The sequence below is a fragment of the Thermotoga sp. Cell2 genome (assembly GCF_000789375.1).
In the GTDB taxonomy this organism is placed as follows: domain Bacteria; phylum Thermotogota; class Thermotogae; order Thermotogales; family Thermotogaceae; genus Thermotoga; species Thermotoga petrophila.
In genome coordinates this window covers 1,124,378-1,141,878 of the sequence record NZ_CP003409.1, presented here as the reverse complement: position 1 = coordinate 1,141,878, position 17,501 = coordinate 1,124,378, and the positions used below count along the sequence as shown (strand labels likewise).

The 17,501-nt window shown below is 46.5% G+C and carries 22 protein-coding genes and 1 pseudogene; 10 read left to right on the top strand and 13 right to left on the bottom strand.

Annotated elements, in window-relative coordinates; translation table 11 throughout:
• The first annotated feature begins 44 nt into the window (after nt 1–44).
• Both CELL2_RS05745 and CELL2_RS05740 read left to right on the top strand, forming a co-directional pair.
• Nucleotides 45–1,242, top strand: a pseudogene (locus tag CELL2_RS05745) (RNA-guided endonuclease InsQ/TnpB family protein).
• Nucleotides 1,227–1,709, top strand: a complete 483-nt coding sequence (locus CELL2_RS05740) for an HD-GYP domain-containing protein (protein ID WP_011943534.1) — start codon at nt 1,227–1,229, stop codon at nt 1,707–1,709. Before CELL2_RS05745 ends, CELL2_RS05740 begins: the two are co-directional and overlap by 16 nt.
• On the opposite strand, the gene CELL2_RS05735 is transcribed toward CELL2_RS05740, so the two are convergent.
• From CELL2_RS05735 to CELL2_RS05725, 4 genes are all read right to left on the bottom strand, one after another.
• Nucleotides 1,666–2,433, bottom strand: coding sequence for an MBL fold metallo-hydrolase (locus CELL2_RS05735; protein ID WP_011943535.1), 768 nt, complete (start codon nt 2,431–2,433; stop codon nt 1,666–1,668). The two genes, CELL2_RS05740 and CELL2_RS05735, sit on opposite strands and share 44 nt — an antisense overlap.
• Before the next feature lie 48 nt (nt 2,434–2,481).
• Complete coding sequence (locus CELL2_RS09135) at nt 2,482–2,679, bottom strand: DUF5320 domain-containing protein (RefSeq protein WP_011943536.1); 198 nt, start codon at nt 2,677–2,679, stop codon at nt 2,482–2,484.
• A 5-nt stretch (nt 2,680–2,684) separates the two neighbouring features.
• Nucleotides 2,685–2,900, bottom strand: a complete 216-nt coding sequence (locus CELL2_RS05730) for a DUF5320 domain-containing protein (RefSeq protein WP_038033071.1) — start codon at nt 2,898–2,900, stop codon at nt 2,685–2,687.
• 73 nt (nt 2,901–2,973) lie between these two features.
• Nucleotides 2,974–4,671, bottom strand: coding sequence for an HD domain-containing phosphohydrolase (locus tag CELL2_RS05725; protein ID WP_038033072.1), 1,698 nt, complete (start codon nt 4,669–4,671; stop codon nt 2,974–2,976).
• Between the two features lie 146 nt (nt 4,672–4,817).
• Here CELL2_RS05725 and CELL2_RS05720 point away from each other — a divergent pair, with 146 nt between their 5' ends.
• The 3 genes from CELL2_RS05720 to CELL2_RS05710 all read left to right on the top strand — a co-directional run bounded on the left by CELL2_RS05720 (nt 4,818) and on the right by CELL2_RS05710 (nt 5,763).
• A complete protein-coding gene (locus CELL2_RS05720; protein ID WP_011943539.1) occupies nt 4,818–5,018 on the top strand; it encodes a cold shock domain-containing protein in 201 nt (66 codons plus the stop codon).
• A 121-nt stretch (nt 5,019–5,139) separates the two neighbouring features.
• The gene (rpmE, locus tag CELL2_RS05715) at nt 5,140–5,355 is read left to right on the top strand and encodes a 50S ribosomal protein L31 (protein WP_008194646.1); all 216 of its coding nucleotides are present in this window, start codon (nt 5,140–5,142) and stop codon (nt 5,353–5,355) included.
• 33 nt (nt 5,356–5,388) lie between these two features.
• A complete protein-coding gene (locus tag CELL2_RS05710; protein ID WP_029683776.1) occupies nt 5,389–5,763 on the top strand; it encodes a S1 RNA-binding domain-containing protein in 375 nt (124 codons plus the stop codon).
• 32 nt (nt 5,764–5,795) lie between these two features.
• Here the strand turns inward: CELL2_RS05710 and CELL2_RS05705 are convergent, their stop codons facing one another.
• Genes CELL2_RS05705 through thiI form a run of 9 tightly spaced genes read right to left on the bottom strand, consistent with a single transcriptional unit; the run spans nt 5,796 to nt 13,204 of the window.
• Nucleotides 5,796–6,944 (bottom strand): L,D-transpeptidase family protein, encoded by a 1,149-nt coding sequence (locus CELL2_RS05705; protein WP_038033073.1) that lies wholly within the window; start codon nt 6,942–6,944, stop codon nt 5,796–5,798.
• Entirely contained in the window at nt 6,907–8,091 is a 1,185-nt protein-coding gene (gene coaBC, locus CELL2_RS05700) for a bifunctional phosphopantothenoylcysteine decarboxylase/phosphopantothenate--cysteine ligase CoaBC (RefSeq protein WP_029683778.1), read from the bottom strand. The genes CELL2_RS05705 and coaBC overlap by 38 nt, the downstream gene beginning before the upstream one ends.
• Nucleotides 8,092–8,093: 2 nt before the next feature.
• Nucleotides 8,094–8,333 (bottom strand): DNA-directed RNA polymerase subunit omega, encoded by a 240-nt coding sequence (locus CELL2_RS05695; protein WP_008194639.1) that lies wholly within the window; start codon nt 8,331–8,333, stop codon nt 8,094–8,096.
• Nucleotides 8,318–8,941 carry a guanylate kinase gene (gmk, locus tag CELL2_RS05690; protein WP_008194637.1) on the bottom strand — a complete coding sequence of 208 codons (624 nt, stop codon included), beginning with the start codon at nt 8,939–8,941 and terminating at the stop codon, nt 8,318–8,320. Before gmk ends, CELL2_RS05695 begins: the two co-directional genes overlap by 16 nt.
• Nucleotides 8,942–8,952: 11 nt before the next feature.
• Nucleotides 8,953–9,231 carry a DUF370 domain-containing protein gene (locus tag CELL2_RS05685; protein WP_039446220.1) on the bottom strand — a complete coding sequence of 93 codons (279 nt, stop codon included), beginning with the start codon at nt 9,229–9,231 and terminating at the stop codon, nt 8,953–8,955.
• Nucleotides 9,232–9,243: 12 nt separating this feature from the next.
• Nucleotides 9,244–10,122: a YicC/YloC family endoribonuclease gene (locus CELL2_RS05680; RefSeq protein ID WP_011943542.1), complete on the bottom strand. Its 879-nt coding sequence runs from the start codon at nt 10,120–10,122 to the stop codon at nt 9,244–9,246.
• Nucleotides 10,123–10,155: 33 nt separating this feature from the next.
• Nucleotides 10,156–11,310, bottom strand: coding sequence for a cysteine desulfurase family protein (locus tag CELL2_RS05675; RefSeq protein ID WP_011943543.1), 1,155 nt, complete (start codon nt 11,308–11,310; stop codon nt 10,156–10,158).
• Nucleotides 11,307–12,050, bottom strand: a complete 744-nt coding sequence (locus tag CELL2_RS05670; protein WP_038033074.1) for a 1-acyl-sn-glycerol-3-phosphate acyltransferase — start codon at nt 12,048–12,050, stop codon at nt 11,307–11,309. Before CELL2_RS05670 ends, CELL2_RS05675 begins: the two co-directional genes overlap by 4 nt.
• Nucleotides 12,047–13,204 (bottom strand): tRNA uracil 4-sulfurtransferase ThiI, encoded by a 1,158-nt coding sequence (gene thiI / locus CELL2_RS05665; RefSeq protein WP_038033075.1) that lies wholly within the window; start codon nt 13,202–13,204, stop codon nt 12,047–12,049. The genes CELL2_RS05670 and thiI overlap by 4 nt, the downstream gene beginning before the upstream one ends.
• A gap of 107 nt (nt 13,205–13,311) precedes the next feature.
• Between thiI and CELL2_RS09600 the strand changes: the two genes are divergently transcribed.
• Genes CELL2_RS09600 through CELL2_RS05645 form a run of 5 tightly spaced genes read left to right on the top strand, consistent with a single transcriptional unit; the run spans nt 13,312 to nt 17,463 of the window.
• On the top strand, nt 13,312–13,659 hold the full coding sequence (locus CELL2_RS09600; RefSeq protein ID WP_235231206.1) for a hypothetical protein: 348 nt from the start codon (nt 13,312–13,314) through the stop codon (nt 13,657–13,659).
• Nucleotides 13,551–14,387, top strand: coding sequence for a lipopolysaccharide assembly protein LapB (locus CELL2_RS05660; protein WP_235231205.1), 837 nt, complete (start codon nt 13,551–13,553; stop codon nt 14,385–14,387). Before CELL2_RS09600 ends, CELL2_RS05660 begins: the two co-directional genes overlap by 109 nt.
• The gene (locus CELL2_RS05655) at nt 14,372–15,094 is read left to right on the top strand and encodes an A24 family peptidase (RefSeq protein WP_038033076.1); all 723 of its coding nucleotides are present in this window, start codon (nt 14,372–14,374) and stop codon (nt 15,092–15,094) included. The genes CELL2_RS05660 and CELL2_RS05655 overlap by 16 nt, the downstream gene beginning before the upstream one ends.
• Complete coding sequence (locus CELL2_RS05650; RefSeq protein WP_038033077.1) at nt 15,095–16,270, top strand: class I SAM-dependent rRNA methyltransferase; 1,176 nt, start codon at nt 15,095–15,097, stop codon at nt 16,268–16,270.
• Nucleotides 16,270–17,463 carry a pyridoxal phosphate-dependent aminotransferase gene (locus tag CELL2_RS05645; protein WP_012896332.1) on the top strand — a complete coding sequence of 398 codons (1,194 nt, stop codon included), beginning with the start codon at nt 16,270–16,272 and terminating at the stop codon, nt 17,461–17,463. Before CELL2_RS05650 ends, CELL2_RS05645 begins: the two co-directional genes overlap by 1 nt.
• The last annotated feature ends 38 nt before the right edge of the window (nt 17,464–17,501 follow it).

Genomic DNA, 17,501 nt, shown 5'->3' with positions numbered 1-17,501 from the left:
TGTGTTACAATTAGCACGAGGAGTGGGAAAATGCCCGGACACGTGTGATACGAACCTACAAACTCGCCGTACCAGGACACCTGAGTCAAACATGCGAAGAACTCAACCGCACAACAGCAAGAATTTACAACAAAACGATGTCTCTTGTGCGAAAGATACACCAAAAGAAAGGCTTCTGGCTGTCCTGGCCCACCGCAGACAAATACATCCTCCGCTGGGCAGAAAACATCAAAATCCACGTCCATTCAAAGCAGGCATTTGTTCAGCTCTACTTTCAAGCCCTCAAAGGGTACTTCAAAGCAGCCAAAAAGAATCAAGATGCAAAACCTCCCCACAAGAAAAAACGCTATCTGCCGTTCATATGGAAAGAAAGCGCTGTAAAACTTCTGCCAGACGGTACCCTAAGACTGTCTTTGGGCAAAGAACGAGAATCATTTGTTGTACAAACACCTCTCAAACCTCCCCTTCGCATCAAACAGACAAGACTTGTCTTTGAAGATGGATACTATCTCCACCTTGCGATAGAGGTGGAGATTGAAGAGAAGAATGCTGGCTCTGGTGTTATGGCGGTCGACCTTGGAGTGCTCCGTCCCATTACGTGCTTTGATGGAAAAGAAGTCATCAGCTACCACGGAGGAGTCCTCAGCAGCACTCTTCGCTATCGAAACAAACGCCTTGCAAGTTTTCAGTCTGCCATAGCAGAGTGCAAGAAGGGATCAAGAAGGTACAACAAGCTTGTTCGTGCAAAGAAAAGAGTCCTGAGACGGCTCAGAAACCAGATCAACGACATCATGCACAAGATCACAAGTCAGCTTCATCGGACTGTGCCTCAGAAAGCAAATCAGAACCATCGTGATAGGAGACGTCACAGGGATCAGAGAAAGAGCGGACTACAGCGACAACGCGAACCAGAAGATCCACCAGTGGCAGTTCAGAAAACTCATCGAGATGATAAGGTACAAAGCAGAGCAGTTCGGAATCGAAGTGAAACTCATCTCAGAAGCGAATACAAGCAAGACGTGCCCTGTCTGTGGTGCAAAGAACAAGCCGAATGGAAGAAGATACCACTGCAAAGCCTGCGGTTTTGAGTATCACAGGGACGGAGTTGGAGCAATCAACATCTGGAAAAGGTATCCTGGCACAGGCCAGGTAGTAGCGGGCTTGGCCCCCGTCAGAGGTGTGAGGTTTCATCCACACCTCTGTGGCCATGGAGCATCTTTGGCTCCATGGAAGGTGGCCTGAGAGCCACCAAAAGTCCCATCCCCTTTAGGGGATTGGGAGGAGGTCAAATAGGAAAGATCGCTGTACCAGAACACATCTTGAACAAACCCGGAAAGCTCACAGATGAAGAATTCGAGGAAATCAAAAAACACTCCATCGTTGGTGCAGACATATTGAGGGAATATCCGGAGCTGTCCTTTGCTGTCCCTGTGGTTCTATACCATCACGAAAGGATGGATGGTTCTGGATATCCTTTCGGTTTGAAAGATGGAGAGATACCGCTCCTTGCCAGGATTTTAGCGGTAGCGGATGTGTTCGACGCCCTTACCAGCGACAGGCCCTACAGAAAAGCTATGAAGCCAGAAGACGCTGTAGCTCTCATGAAGAAAATGCCTCTCGATCAAGAGGTCGTGGGAATCCTTGAAAAATATCTTTCGGAGTTTTTCAGGCTGAAACCTCAAGTTTCAAACCCGCGTAGCAATCCATGATTTTTCCGAGGAATTCTCTTTTGAAGATATCAACTGCTCTTTCACCCGTGCAGTGACAGGGGACCACGGTTTCAACTCCAAGCTCGTTGAAAACCTTCACGATTTTCTCTATCTCATCATCGGAAGATTTCAGAAGATGGAAGCCTCCCATTACCATTTTGATGCGCTCGTTGAAGGTCTCCGCGATGTCGAGGAGAATGTTGTCGATCCCGCGGTGAGAACACCCAGTTATGACAACCAGACCTTCCTTTGTTCTCACAACCAGAGTCTGTTCGTCCTCGAAGAGATCTTTTCGCCTCTCACCGTTTCTCTCAACGAAGAAGTCTCCTGTGGGGACCTTTCCTCTCAGATTCGCTGGTCCCAGAAGGAACATGTTTTTCCCGATCTCGGTGATCTTTTCGATCACGAGCTTCCCTGTGTTCTTCTTGAATATTTCATTCCAGTCGGCTCCTGCGTATCTTTCTCCGGAATACTTCGGATCCAGGGCTTCTTTTCTGAGCCACACTCTTTTTCCTGAAAGATACAAAAGACCCCCCGCGTGATCGTAGTGACCATGACTGATGAGCACGTCCTTTGGAAGATCAATTCCCAGCTTTCGCGCGTTTTTGAGAAACACATCGGATTTCCCCGTATCGAAAAGAACGGAATCCACAAGAACAGAAAAACCGTGTTCGCTTTCAAATCCATTTTGAGATGAATCATCACACAGAACGTGTATTCGCATCTTTTTCCCTCCGCTCAAAAACTGAAGGGGGTTGATACCCCCTTCATATTACCACCAGCCTCTCCATCCTCTTCCATGTCTCCGGGCAAGGCCCATTCCAAATGGCCATCCTCTTCTCCATCCATAACCAAAACCTCTCCACCATCTCCAGGGTCTTGCCCAGCTACCACCGAACCTGCACCATCCGAGACCTCTGCCCGTCATCGGCCCAAGTCCCATCGGGCCCGTTCCGTCGAGCCTCGGCATACCACTCACTTCCTGTTTTCAAGCTCTTTCAGTCTCTCTTCAACGTATCTGAGCTCTTCTTCCAGGTATCTTTTGTAATCCAGAAGCATTTCTTTTTTCTCTTCAGGAGAAGGTGGCACTGGAGGGCAATCGTAGTAAGCCCACCATGGCCCTCCTCCAAAACCGAATCCTCCTCGCCAGCCCCAGCCTTTTCTCCATCCGTATCCTCTGCCCCACCACATATTCTCACCTCCTATATATGTATTTTACATATATATGAGGAAAAGTCAAGCTGTTTTCGACTTCCAGCATCACTTATTCACTGTATGTTTGTTCCCAGATTTCTCTAATCTTTTCGTGTTTTTCTCTGAAAATCTCGATCAGCTTGGGATGAAAATTTGACGGTGAGGTTCTTCCATCTCCCTCGAGAATCACCCTGACGGCCTCTTCATGGGACAAAGCTTTTTTGTAAGGTCCTTCTGAGCGCAGGGCATCGTAAACATCAACTATCTTGACGATCTGCGCTTCTATGGGGATCTCGTCGTCTTTCAGGCCGAATGGATAGCCCGTTCCGTCGTAGTTTTCGTGGTGGTAGAGGGCTATGTTTCTTGCAACTTCCAGTTCTTTTCTGCCTGAGAGTAGCTCTCCACCCCAAATTGTGTGCTTCTTCATGATTTCCCATTCTTCTGCCGTGAGCTTTCCCTTTTTGTTCAAAATCTCCTTGGGGACCTTTATCTTTCCAATGTCGTGGAGCGGAGCGTACAGATATATTTTGTGAACAAGATCCTCATCGAGACCCATCTCTTCGGCGAAAAACTTCGACAGTTCCTGAACTCTTCTGACGTGGTTTCCAGTCGGCTCGTCGAAACCTTCCACAATATCCACCAGTTTGTAGGTGAAAAATTCGTACGCTTCTTCGACAGCTCGGCTTTTTTCCTCTATCTCCTGTGCCATCTTTTGAAGTTCAGAGTAAGACGCTTCGAGCTCCTCGTAAGATGCTTCGAGCTCTTCTCTCTGGGATTCAATGATGGTGATCATATCGGAGACTTCATCGATGAGCTGGTTGATCTCCAGGATGTTTGAGGATACATCTCCAAGATCAAAGATTCTGGAACGCAGGTACTCTTTTGAAGCTTTCGAGAACACTTCGAGTGGAATTCTGAGTTCCCTGTCGATCAACTTAGACACTTTTCGAACGATCGGGAAAGAAATTATGAAGGCTAACCCTATAACATAACCCAAGTGAAGAAGAGAATTTCTGAGAAAGACAAAGAGCGGTACCTGGATCACAAAGACCGTGGATCCCGTTTTTCTGAAAAATGCAACACCAGACATGCTTATTTTCGCACCGCGATCTGTCGATTCGAAGTCTTCGGGATCGAGTTTCACATAGATATCACCGTTTTGAAGAAGAACCGTTCCGTCTTCTGAAAGAACGTACATGCCCGGCTGCAGAAGATCTTTCATCACCTTTGATGGAACGATATCGATTCCAAGAACACCGAGAAGGTTTCCACGTTCGTCAAAGATTGCCCTTGAAATGGCGAAAGTGACGACACCGAGAATCCTGTGAGTTAAGGGCGGGGTAATCACAGCAGAGTTGGGGTTCTCGACAGCAACTTTATACCAGGGTCTCTCCCTTGGGTCGAAATCGGGAGGAAACGTGTAAAGGGGATATATGTAGTAAGTGCCATCCGGAGTAGCAAAGATGGGATAAGCTATGTAATCTCCGAAGTGTTCACGAATCAGCTTCAAAACCTGGAGAATCGTTCCGGGGTTTTCAAAATCTTTACTGCGATCTGCGAAGAAATCGAGGACATCGTAATAGTGATCGATTGTCCTTTCCCACTCGTTCGAAACAAGGGTGATCTTTTCGAGCCAGTCTTTTTGGTCAATGTAGTAGGTTACTATAAAAACAAAAACAGCTATCACGAACGATAGAAGAAAAATGAAAATCAGATTTTTCTTGTAAACAAAGCTTCTTATGATATCGCTCAATTTTCTCGGTGCCACATCATCACCCCTCGATGTTCTTATTTTACTACACAAGACAGAAAGTACATCCCATTTTGGGGATTGGAATTCAATACATCTTGACATATCCATCTACGAAGTGTTATGATTGATCAGTACCATCTTTTGTTAAGGAGGCATGTGTTATGAGAGGAAAGGTTAAGTGGTTCGATGCCAAGAAGGGCTACGGATTCATTACAAAGGACGAAGGAGGAGACGTGTTCGTACACTGGTCAGCCATCGAAATGGAAGGTTTCAAAACTCTGAAGGAAGGTCAGGTCGTCGAGTTCGAGATTCAGGAAGGCAAGAAAGGTCCACAGGCAGCGCACGTGAAAGTGGTTCAGTAAAGAGACGAATCAGCCCCCGCCCGGGGGCTTAAATTTTCTTTCTCCACTTGATTTTTGGTCTCACATATGGTACCATTTGGCATGTGAGACGTAATAATATTCATGGAGAGGTGAGGACACGGTGAAAAAGGGAATACATCCAGAGATGAAGCTCGTAACTGTTAAGTGTGCGTGTGGTGCTGAGCACACTTTTTACACGACGGTTGACAATATAAGAATCGACGTGTGTTCCAAATGCCATCCGTTCTACACCTCCGGTGGAAAAGGTGGCGTTCTCATAGTGGATACGGAGGGTAGAGTGGAGAAGTTCAGAAGGAAGTACGGAGACAACTATTGAGAGGCAATATCACTTTTGTGAGGAGGGTTTTTTGTGAAAGTTGGTGAACTTGTGAAGGGAAAGGTTTCTAAGATCGTGAAGTACGGAGCCTTCGTGGATATCGAAGGGGGGGAAAGAGGATTCATCCACATTTCCAAGATCTCCAAAAACTATGTGAAGAGAATCGAAGATTACCTTCACGAGGGGCAGGAGATATCCGCGAAGGTGATAGGAAGAGCCAGAAACGGCGGCTGGGAACTTTCCCTGAAAGATCTTGAAGAAGAAACACCAAAGACAGGTGAGAAATCGGAAGAGAAGAAAAATGCGGATTTCGAGAAGAAGCTATCCAGATTCTTGAAAGAAAGCAGTCAGAAGCTTTCCGAATACAAGAAGAGACTCGAGAAAAAAGGCAGAAGAAGCGCATGGTAAAAAAAGCGGGGGTAATCCCCGCTTTCATTTTTTTAATAGATCCTTTCTGGAAATTCTTTATCTTCCTTCACCACCACAACTTCCGTTCCAACACCAGCGAAAGCGTCGATTTCTTCCACATCTCTGTTGAACATCCTGATACAACCGTGCGAGATCCTTTTTCCTATTTCCCACGGTTTCGAGGTGCCGTGTATCGCATACGTGGGATCCGATAACTGCAGATACCTCGTTCCAAGTCCGTTGAGAGGGGTTCTGGGGGATATGTACTCCCCAAACCAGTAGAGGGCAGGATCTATCTCTTTTCTGAGAACCCAGTAACGTCCCGGAGGTGTGGCGTCACTCCTTCCAAGGGCCACGGGATAAACTTTGAGCAGAACCCCATCGTAGTAAAGAGCGAGCTTAGACGAAAACAGATTCACAACTATCGTAACCGGATTCTCCCGGAAATAGACCCTTCCGATCTTCAAAACCTGACCAGCCACTATCCTGTCGGGATCTTCCAGGCGGTTTATCAAAACGATGTCTCCAACTCTCACACCGTATTGATTGGCTATGTTCCAGAGTGTTTCTCCTCTCTTCACAACGTGCTCGGCAAACACAGTGTAGTCGAAAGCGCCATCTTCTCCCCTCATAGGTACCGCAACGCGTTTTATAACGTAGATTTCTTTCTTCAAGCTGAAGGTGTAACCGTATGGACCGTTGAAAGTAATTTCCAGTTCGTGCGCACCATCTTCGAGAAAGGACTTGAAGACGCAGATCCACTTCCCTTCCAGGTTGAAGAATCTGAATCTCTTTCCCTCCAGGTTTAACGAGACAGGTACCACACCTTCTGGAGACTGAATGAACACGTACACCAGAACTTCTCCGTTTTTTATGTCCGAGATCACTCTTATTTCGGGTTTCTCCAGAGGTACCCTTAAAACCTGAGGTGCCACACGGTACATTCTCTTCCCGAAAGAATTCACACCTTCAACAATTGGAAAGAAGGGGCCTTCGAAATCCACCTCGAAGGTGTAATCGCTGTTTTTCACTTTTTCAGGGAGCACAAATCCCGTTGGGGAGTAGAGAAGAAAGGTCGTTATTTCTCCTTCGTAGAGTTTTTTCACAGAGAGAGTCACACGATCTTCAGAAACGCTCTTCAGTTCAAGAAGGTGATCCGCCAGCAAGGTCTGAAACAACATCAAGAATACCGCGAGCCACACGAATCTTGTCATCTTCATCAATCCTTTTGATGAAACCGTCTCTGCCGTATATATAGACCTCCACTCTGTCGGAAGAGAACGCTTTTCGAGCATCGTTCAGCACGAGCAAATCCAGATTCTTTTCCTTCAGTTTCTTCACAGCGTTCTCCTCGAAATTTTCAACCTCAGCCGCGAATCCCACAAGAATCTGATGTGACTTTCTCTGTCCGAGCTCCTTGAGAATATCCTTCGTTCTTTCGAGATGGAGAACGAGCTCGTCCTCTGTTTTCTTCAGCTTTCCTTCAAAGACCTTCTTCGGCCTGTAATCTCCCACGGCGGCGTTCATTATCACGATGTCCGTATCTTCGAATCTCTTCATCACCTCTTCGTACATCTCTTCAGCGCTTTCCACTCTCACAAATTCATCAACATAGTAAGGTGGTTTCAAAGACGTTGGGCCGGATACAAGAGAAACACGGGCTCCCATCCTCTTTGCGACAGTTGCCAGCGCGTATCCCATCTTTCCAGAACTCGCATTGGTGATGAACCTCACAGCGTCTATACGCTCTCTTGTTGGTCCCGCGGTGATAAGAACCTTTTTTCCGGCGAGCTTCTTTGGAAAAGTCAAAAGGTGTATTGCTTCGACTATCTTCTCGTTCTCCGGATATCTTCCCTTTCCGACCTCACCGCACGCGAGATGGCCTTCTTCGGGTTCCACAACGAACCAGCCGTTGTTTTTTAGCTTTTCAAGATTCTCTTGAAACAGTTTGTTGCTGTACATACGGTAATTCATCGTGGGAACGAGAATCTTCGCGTCTTTATCAAAAGCGAGAGCGACGAGTGTGAGAAGATTGTCCGCTATTCCATTCGCGATCTTTGAAATGGTGTTCGCGGTTGCGGGGGCAACAACGAGCACGTCTGTCGTTCTGGAAAGATCGGTGTGCGGGATCCAGCCATTCCTGACATCCATCCAGTCGTGGTACACAGAACAGTTTCCAACGGCAGAAAACACCACCGGAGAAATCATTCTGGTGGCGTCCGGCGTCATCACCACGTAAAGTTCATGTCCTTCTTTTCTCAACTTACTTGCCAGGTCCACGGCTTTGTATATCGCTATGCCACTGCTGACACCGAGTATTATCTTCACCTTCACTTCACCTTCGGAATGAGCGCTTTCAGTATCTCCTCGTTTTTGATCCTGATGTAATTCAGGCTGAGCTCCATGAAGGCGATACTTACAGGATTCTCATCATCTGTGATCACAAACGGTTTGGCGTATTCTCTGATCGCTTCCGCACGCTTTGCCACAACAACGGGTATGGCGTACTTATACGGTATTTTCTTAAGCAGTTCATCGTACTTGATGTTGAACTTCACCATCTTTTCCATCCTTTCACCTCCATCTTGAAGCGTTCTATCCTCTCTTGATTTCTGGTGACTTTCGCTCTTTCGGACCTCACAATCGACATGACCATCTCTACAGCATCTTCGAGATTTTCGTTTATCACGATGTAATCGAACTCATCCATGAACATGAGTTCCCACTTGGCATTTTCGAGTCTTACAAGCACGTCCGCTTCTCTCTCCGTTCCCCTTTTGAGGATGCGCTCCCTCAGATCCGCATAGGATGGAGGAGCCACGTAAATGAACACCGCGTTTGAGTATTTCTTCTTTACCGAGAGAGCACCCTGAACGTCTATGTCGAGTACAACATCTTTTCCTTCATTGATATGAGATTCCACAAAGGAGCGAAGGGTCCCATAGAGATGGCCGTGGACACGGGCCCACTCGAGGAACTCCCCTCTTTCGACGCGCTTCAGAAACTCTTCCTCTGTGATGAAGAAATAATCCTTGCCATCCTCCTCGTGAGGGCGCTTCGGCCTTGTCGTGCAGGAAACGGAGAAAACTACGTTGTCCAGTCTTTTGAGAACTTCTTTGATTATACTGGTTTTCCCCGCACCGGAAGGACCACAGATGACGAAAAGCTGTCCTTTCATTGGTCACACTCCTATTTTTTCGTTTCTCTCAATACTCTTTCTATCTCGTAGAAGTTCTCCATGAATCTCTGAGCGATCGTTTCCGGCTGGATGGCACTCAGAATGATATGGTTGCTGTCCGTGATGATGATCGATCTTGTTTTTCTTCCATACGTGGCATCAATGAGCTTTCCTTCAAGCTTCGCCTCGTCTTTCATTCTCTTCAAAAGAGAGGACTTGGGGTTCACGATAGCGATCACACGGTCACCCGCTACCACGTTTCCAAAACCGATGTTGATCAGACCGTACATACTTTCTCCCCCTCACTCAACGTTCTGAATCTGCTCCCTGAACTGAGAAACCAGTACCTTCCCCTCGAGAGCAAGGCTGGTTATCTCACCGGAGATAGACTTGGAAAGGATTGTGTTCAACTCCCTCAACATCTCCTGACCGAGAAAATCCAGATTCATTCCGACCGGCTCGTCACTTTCTATTAGCTCAAGAGCTCTTTTTATGTGACTTCTGAGCCGGGTGATCTCTTCTCTTATGTCGGCTTTGGTGGCCATGAAAGCCACGTGATTCTCCAGAATGTCTTCTTTCACGGAGACATCCTGTGGAAGGATCTTCTCCACTTCTTCCTTTATCTTTTCACGGTAAAGTGCAGGAAGCTGATCAGAGATTTTTTCTATTTCTTCAACTCGAGACGAAAGGTCTTCCAAAATCCTCTTCAGATCCGCACCTATTTTTTGACCCTCTTTTTTTCTTTCCTCAACGAGCTTTTCCAAGGCCTCTCTGAGAATGAGAACCAGATGGTTCCAGATATTTTCTATTTCCTCGTCTGAAAGCTCTATTCGAAAGACCTCTCTGAAGTTCAGAAGGTCTGAGAGTTTCACAGGTTCAGGAAGAGAAAGTTCCCCGACTATCTCATCGAGCATCGAATAATACGCCCTGACAACGTTTTTGTCTATTTCGAGCACCTTGGGAGGTTCCAGGAACTTCACCTGAACTCGAGTTTGGACTTTTCCTCTGCTCACGTACTCCTGAACGAGGTTGTTCAGCTCTATCTCTTTCATGGAAAGATACCCGGGCAGCTGGTTTATGATGTTCAGGCCTTTCGAATTCAAAGACTTCATCTCGACTCTGAACTGATAGGGACCAGACACCTTTTCAACTCTGCCGAAGCCGGTCATGCTTTTTATCACCAGATATTCCCCCTTCTGGTTGAAATTATACCATTATCGGCGATTATTTCCAGTTAAATCCAGAAAACTGAGAATTTCTTCGATTTTCTTGAGGAAGTAATCCACTTCTTCCTCCGTGTTGTATTTGCAGAGGCTGATTCTGATGGCTCCCTGGGCAATTCTCCTGTCTACCCCCATCGCATCCAGGACATGGCTCAATCTTTCGTCCTTGCTGGTGCAGGCCGATGAGGTTGAAACGTAAATACCATAGCCGGAGAGAAGATTCTGAAGAGTGGAACCTCTGATGTTCGGAAAAGAGACGGAGAGGGTGTTGGGAAGGGATATCTCCAGGGGAGTTATGATGTGGGCTCCCAGGTTCATCAGACCCGATACGAGTTTGCTTCTGAGCTTTTCCATGTGTTTTGCTGCTTCGCTCAGCTCTTCAACGGCAATTTCCATAGCGCGGGCTGCTCCGACGATTCCCGGAACATTCTGCGTTCCAGATCTGAGCCCTCTTTCCTGTCCACCGCCGTGTATGAGGGGTCTGATAGGAACTCCCTTCCTGATGTAGGTTATTCCAACGCCTTTCGGTCCGTGAAATTTGTGCGCGCTGAAACTCGCGTAGTCCACTTCCAGTTTCTCGAGGGAAAATGGAATTTTCCCTATCGTCTGAACGGCATCGACATGAACGAGGGCCTCTTTGTTCTTTTTCTTCACTATCCTAGTCACATCTTCAACGGGCTGGATAGTTCCCACCTCGTTGTTCGCAGCCATGATGCTGACAAGGAACGTGTCCTCATCTACAAGTTTTTCCAGTTCTTCCAGTTTCACAACACCTCTGGAATCAACGGGAACGTACTTCACTTTGAAACCTTTCATCGATAGATATTTCATCGTTTCGAGAACGGCTTTGTGCTCTATGAGAGTTGTGATGATGGTTCTTTTTCTTTTTTCGAACGTCTCAGCGACCGTTTTGAGAATCCAGTTTATCGACTCCGTTGCACAGGAGGTGAAGAATATTTCTGAAGGTGAGACACCGAGTACCTTTGCCACCTTTTCTCTCGCTTTTTCCATGTGTAAATTCGCCTCTATACCCATGCCGTGAGCAGAATTGGGATTTCCATACTTTTCGCGGTAGAAAACAATCATCTCTTCGAGAACCCGATCGTCCACCCTCGTCGTTGCGTTGTTGTCAAAATAAACCCTCATTTCGACCACCTCGCTTTTAACTCTTCAACTCCCCTTTTCACAACCTCTTCCACGTATTTTCTGAGTTCTTCCTCGCTCGAAAACCCTTTCGGATCGACCGGCTCGTGTATCTTGAGAAAGACCTTCCCAGGAGTGAACGTCCATCTTCCCTTTGGAATCAGATGATAAGTTCCCCAGATGGAAACGGGAAGAACTGGAACACCGGTCTTCACAGCGATCATGAGGCTGTCTTTTTTGAAAGGAAGAACCTTTCCGTCCGGTGATCTCGTTCCCTCCGGAAAGACGATGAAGGTAACTCCGTTTTTGAGCTTTTCAATAGCTTCCCTGAGTGCTTTCACCGCTCTCCTCGGATTTTTCCTGTCAAGAAATACACCGTTCAGATATCTTATGTACCAGTTCACCCCCGGAATTTTTCTCAGTTCTTCCTTCGCTATGAACGCGCCTGTGGCAACGAAGCCGAGGATCAACGGGATATCCATAAGGCTCTGATGATTCGCAACCACTATGAAATTTCTGTCCTTCGGAATATTTTCGCTGCTTTCAACTACCACATCAGAAAAAAGCCATGTGAAGGCTCTTTTCCCGAATTTTTCTATCTCCTTCAAAACGTACTTTCTGGCTTTTTCACGGTCTCTCATTAAAAATGATCTGAAAAGTACGAATCCCCCGTAAAAAACAATGTATACGGTGGCTATGAAGTAGAAGTACAGCGTCAGCAGAAGATCTCTGATTTTTCTCACTCTATCACCTCGACTTTTCTGGAGGTGAACGCTTCTTCTTCGAGAACGGGAAGATCTGGAACCTGCTGTTCCAGCTTCTCGAGGATCGAGGGATGAGATCTCGTTGCAGGATTTTTCGGGGCGAAGAAGACGCAGCTGTCCTGGTAAGGCTTTATAGAGATCTCGTAGGTTCCGATCTCTTTCGCCTTTTCGACGATCTCTGTTTTGTCGAAACCGGAAAGAGGCCTTATCACGGGTCTTGTAGTCACGCTCTCTATAGACCAGAGGTTTTCCAGCGTCTGGCTCGCCACCTGTCCTATGTTCTCCCCCGTGTAAAAAGCAACCGCACCGGTTTCCTCTGCTATTTTTTCCGCTATTCTGAACATGGACCTTCTGTACATGATCAGCGAGTATTTGTCCGGTACGTTCTTTTTGACCTCAAGCTGCAGCTTTGTGAGATTCACAATGTGCAATCTCAAGGGATGACCTCCACTGAACTCCCTGAGAACTCTCAATATGTCTCTCACTTTTTCCACGGCCCCCTCCGATGTAAACGGAGGAGACACGAACGTGACGGACTCTATGAGAACTCCTCTTTTCAGTGCGTACCAGCCTGCCACAGGACTGTCTATTCCTCCAGAGAGAAGAAGAACCGCTTTTCCTCCCGTTCCCACGGGAAGTCCACCGTAGCACTCCACCCTGTCTGTGAAAATCAGAACCCCTTCCGGTCTCACTTCCACCCCGAGAACAAAATCCGGATTGTGTACATCAACGGAAAGTTCCTTGAAGTTTTTGAGTATCAAGGCACCGAGCTCACTGTTTATTTCGTATATACTTTTTTTGTATTCCTTGTAGGTCTTTTTGGCCTGCACCTTGAAAGTTCTGTAATTTCCTTTTTCCAGCTTTTCTTTCACCGCGATCAGTGAATATTTCTTCACTTCCTCGAAATCGTGACTCACCAGAAATCCTTTGCTGAAATTCTGAATTCCAAAGATTTTCTTCAGCTTGTCATCGAGTGTTACGTTTTCATCTATTGGAATGAGAAATCTTCCCCACTGTCTCTTCACCTTCATTCCGGTTACTCTCTCGATGTTTCTTCTAAGAGCTTCTTCAAAATCTTTTCTGTTCTTTCCTTTGAGACCTATCTCGGAATATCTCACTATGTAAACTCTCAACTCTTTCACCTCCGGATAAGATTTTAGCAGAAGAAACACAGAATTTGCCGTTTCCTGGTTTATAATGTAAAATGAATATGAACCGCAAGTTTCAGGAGGGATGGCTGATGGCAGAACATATAATAACACTTGTCTTATCTGGAGAAAGGCTGGATGTTACCACTTCAACGCCTTTTGTTGTGGCTCTCAGGGATCTCCTCTACGAAGGAGACTGGGAACTCTTAAAAGAAGATATGAAGAAAAAAGAAAACATAATGAAAGAAGTACAAACCTGCGAAAAACTGGAGAAGGTGGTTCATCTCGATGAGACCGTTTATGAACCTCTCATCTTTCCCGAATTTCAAGAATGGCTCAGAGAAGAGAACATAACCCCAAAAGATTTCAAAAATGTCTCTCTCTCAAGGGTCTGTACGATCTTGCGCTGGAGTACGCTGATCGAAACCTTTACGATATAGCGCATGATATCATAAAGTTCATGCTCGACATAGACGAAAACTACGCTCCAGCCTACGAGCTGAAAGGCTCTCTTCTCGTTGAGCAGGGCAAGATAGAAGAGGGAATAAAATTCCTCGACAAGGCCGTGGAGATAGATCCATGGCTGGTTCAAGCGTACGCCTCTCTCGGGGAAGCCTACTACAACCTGGGGGATTATGAAAAGGCAATTCATTACTGGGAAAGAGAACTGGAATACAACCCAAGCGACAAGATCACATACTTCATGATCACAGAAGCCTATCATGAAATGAACCGCAAAGACCTCGCCGTGAAAGCGCTGGAGCGCCTTTTAGAAATCGATCCAGATAATATACCTGCCCTGTACCAGCTTTCGCAGCTTTACAGAGAACTCGGCAACGAAGAAAAGGCACGGGAAATGGAAGAGAAGATCATGAACTGTAAACCCAAGTATCCCACGGAATTGGAACCATGGGCTCGTGTGATGCTGAAACACGGAAGATACAAAGAAGTCGTCGAAGAGCTTGAAAAGATCGTTGAATCCTCTCCTCTGAACACCCTGGCACGGCTGCTCCTCGTGGTTCCCTATGTGAAACTCGGTCAAATCGATAAGGCGAGAGAAATCCTCGATGATATTGGACAGAACAATTTCTGGTATTATTATGGAAAAAAGGAGATACTGGACGAACTTCTCACGGAGGAGGAAAAACGGGCTTGTGGTATCTCCTGACGTTCGTGATAGGCACCATAATTGGAAGTTTTTTGAACGTTGTCATATACAGATCTACGAAGGAGGATCTCAAGCTGTGGGATCCTCCTCATTCATTCTGTCCTAACTGTAAAAGGAAAATAGAGTGGTACGACAACATTCCCGTTATCAGCTATATTCTTCTGAGGGGAAAATGCCGGCACTGTGGATGGAGAATTCCGATCAGATACCCCATCGTGGAGATCTCAACAGGGGCTTTGTTTCTGGTGAATCGTGTCCTCATAAAAGATACTCTGCTGTTTGTATCTTCGTGCGTGATTGCCTCTGCCCTCATCGCGATATCACTCATAGACCTTGAAACGTACCTGATTCCGGATTACCTGAATTTTACCGTTTTGATCTTTTCCTTCGTGGTGGCTCTGAGAACCTCCTTTCTGGAGCATCTGATTTCCTTTCTCATCGTGACGATCATGTTTCTGATTTTGAAAGCGATGTACAGAGACGGTCTGGGAACAGGTGACGTGATCCTTGCGATGGGAATAGGCTTCCTCCTCCCACCAGTTCCTTCCATTTTTGCCATCTTGATCGCTTCAATTTCTGGAATACTCTATGCACTGATCAAAGGAAAAGGTAAAATGGATATAAAAACGCGTATACCATTCGGCCCCTTCCTTGCCCTTGGAGGTTACACTCTCTTTCTCATATCGTACGGAATGGGGTGGTTGTAGTTGGCAAAGGTGTTTCTAAAGAGGATGAATCGAAGGATCTCAGGCGGTCATCTGTGGATCTTTTACAACGAGATTCTGAAAGTCGAAGGAGAGTATGAAAACGGAAGTGTCGTGGATGTTTTCAGACCCGACGGTTCTTTCTTCGGAAAAGGATACATAAACGACAACTCGAAGATCAGGGTGAGAATTCTCACCTGGAGAAACGAAATCATCGATCTAAGTTTCATAAAGAACAGGATAGAGAGTGCTCTGAAGAGGAAGAAAAAACTAGTGAAAGAAACGACGGCCTTCAGAGTTGTGCACAGCGAGGGGGACTTTCTGCCAGGTCTCATAGTTGACCTTTTTGGGGATTATCTTGTCTTTCAAATAACGACTCTGGGAATGGAAAAGATGAAAGATTGGATCCTAGATAGTCTCATCGAGATATTCAAGCCGAAGGGAATATACGAGAAATCAGAGGGCACCTTCAGAGAGAAAGAAGGGCTTGATAATCGAGAAGAATGGGTTTACGGTAAGGGTCCTGAACTGATAGAGTTCGAGATGAACGGCTTCAAATTCCTTGCTGACACCAGAGGACAGAAAACGGGTTTCTTCCTGGACCAGAGGGAAAACGCCAGAATGGTGATGGATCTAGCTGAGGAAAAAGTCTGTTTGGACGTGTTTTCTTACACTGGAAACTTCGCGGTGCACCTCCTCAAGGGAGGAGCGAAACACGTTACCCTCGTCGACTATTCGGAGAGGGCTCTCGAGGTTGCCAGAGAGACCTTGAAACTGAACGGTTTTGACAGCAGCAGGTACGATCTACTTCCGGGAAACGCTTTCGATATCTTGAAAAGCTTCGACAGAGAAGGACAAAAGTACGATCTCGTGGTTCTTGATCCTCCATCTTTTGCGAAGAGTTCGAGCAATCTGGAAAGTGCAAAAAGAGGATACAAGGAGATAAACCTGAGAGCGATGAGGATATTGAAAAAACCAGGTGTTCTCGTGACCTCTTCCTGCACTCAGATAGTTTCTGAAGAGCTGTTCAGAGAAATCCTTTTTGATGCGTCCTTCGACACGAAAACGAGTTTGACCGTTTTGAGAAGGGGAGGGCAACCTCCTGATCACCCAGTTCTCATGAACGTTCCAGAAACGCAGTACCTGAAGTTTTATATCCTTCAGGTTGACAAGAGGTGATGGATGTGTTCTCCGATCGCGTCCTGCTGACCGAGGAAAGCCCAATCAGAAAACTGGTTCCCTTCGCTGAAATGGCAAAGAAGCGAGGAGTAAGGATACACCACCTGAACATAGGACAGCCCGATCTGAAAACTCCCGAGGTGTTTTTTGAGCGCATCTACGAAAACAAGCCGGAAGTGGTGTACTACTCTCACTCTGCGGGTATCTGGGAATTGAGAGAGGCTTTCGCATCTTACTACAAAAGAAGACAGAGGGTAGATGTGAAACCGGAAAACGTTCTGGTGACGAACGGTGGAAGCGAAGCCATTCTTTTTTCATTCGCTGTGATAGCAAATCCTGGTGACGAGATCCTCGTTCTGGAACCGTTCTACGCGAATTACAACGCTTTCGCGAAGATCGCCGGTGTGAAATTGATTCCCGTAACGAGGAGAATGGAAGAAGGATTCGCCATCCCTCAGAACCTCGAAAGTTTCATAAACGAAAGAACGAGGGGAATAGTACTTTCAAATCCCTGCAATCCGACCGGGGTGGTTTATGGAAAAGACGAGATGAGATATCTCGTGGAAATAGCGGAAAGACACGGACTCTTTCTGATCGTCGACGAGGTGTACAGCGAAATCGTGTTTCGGGGAGAATTCGCAAGTGCCCTCAGCATTGAAAGTGACAAAGTCGTAGTGATAGACAGTGTATCGAAGAAGTTCAGCGCCTGTGGGGCGAGGGTAGGATGTCTGATCACGAGAAACGAAGAATTGATATCACACGCCATGAAACTGGCTCAGGGGAGGCTCGCTCCACCTCTGTTAGAACAAATCGGATCCGTTGGTTTGCTGAATCTCGACGATTCCTTTTTTGATTTCGTGAGGGAAACGTACAGAGAGAGAGTCGAAACAGTATTGAAGAAACTCGAAGAACACGGTTTGAAACGTTTCACAAAACCCTCAGGTGCCTTCTACATAACCGCGGAACTCCCCGTGGAGGACGCGGAAGAATTCGCAAGGTGGATGCTGACAGATTTCAACATGGATGGTGAAACAACCATGGTCGCTCCCCTGAGGGGATTCTATTTGACTCCAGGGCTTGGAAAAAAAGAGATAAGAATCGCGTGCGTGCTTGAGAAGGATCTCCTTTCCAGGGCCATTGACGTGTTGATGGAAGGTTTGAAGATGTTTTGCTCGAGCCGCATCTCCTGTTGAAAAAAATGTTCATCAAGTATCGCAGGAGGTTATTGAAA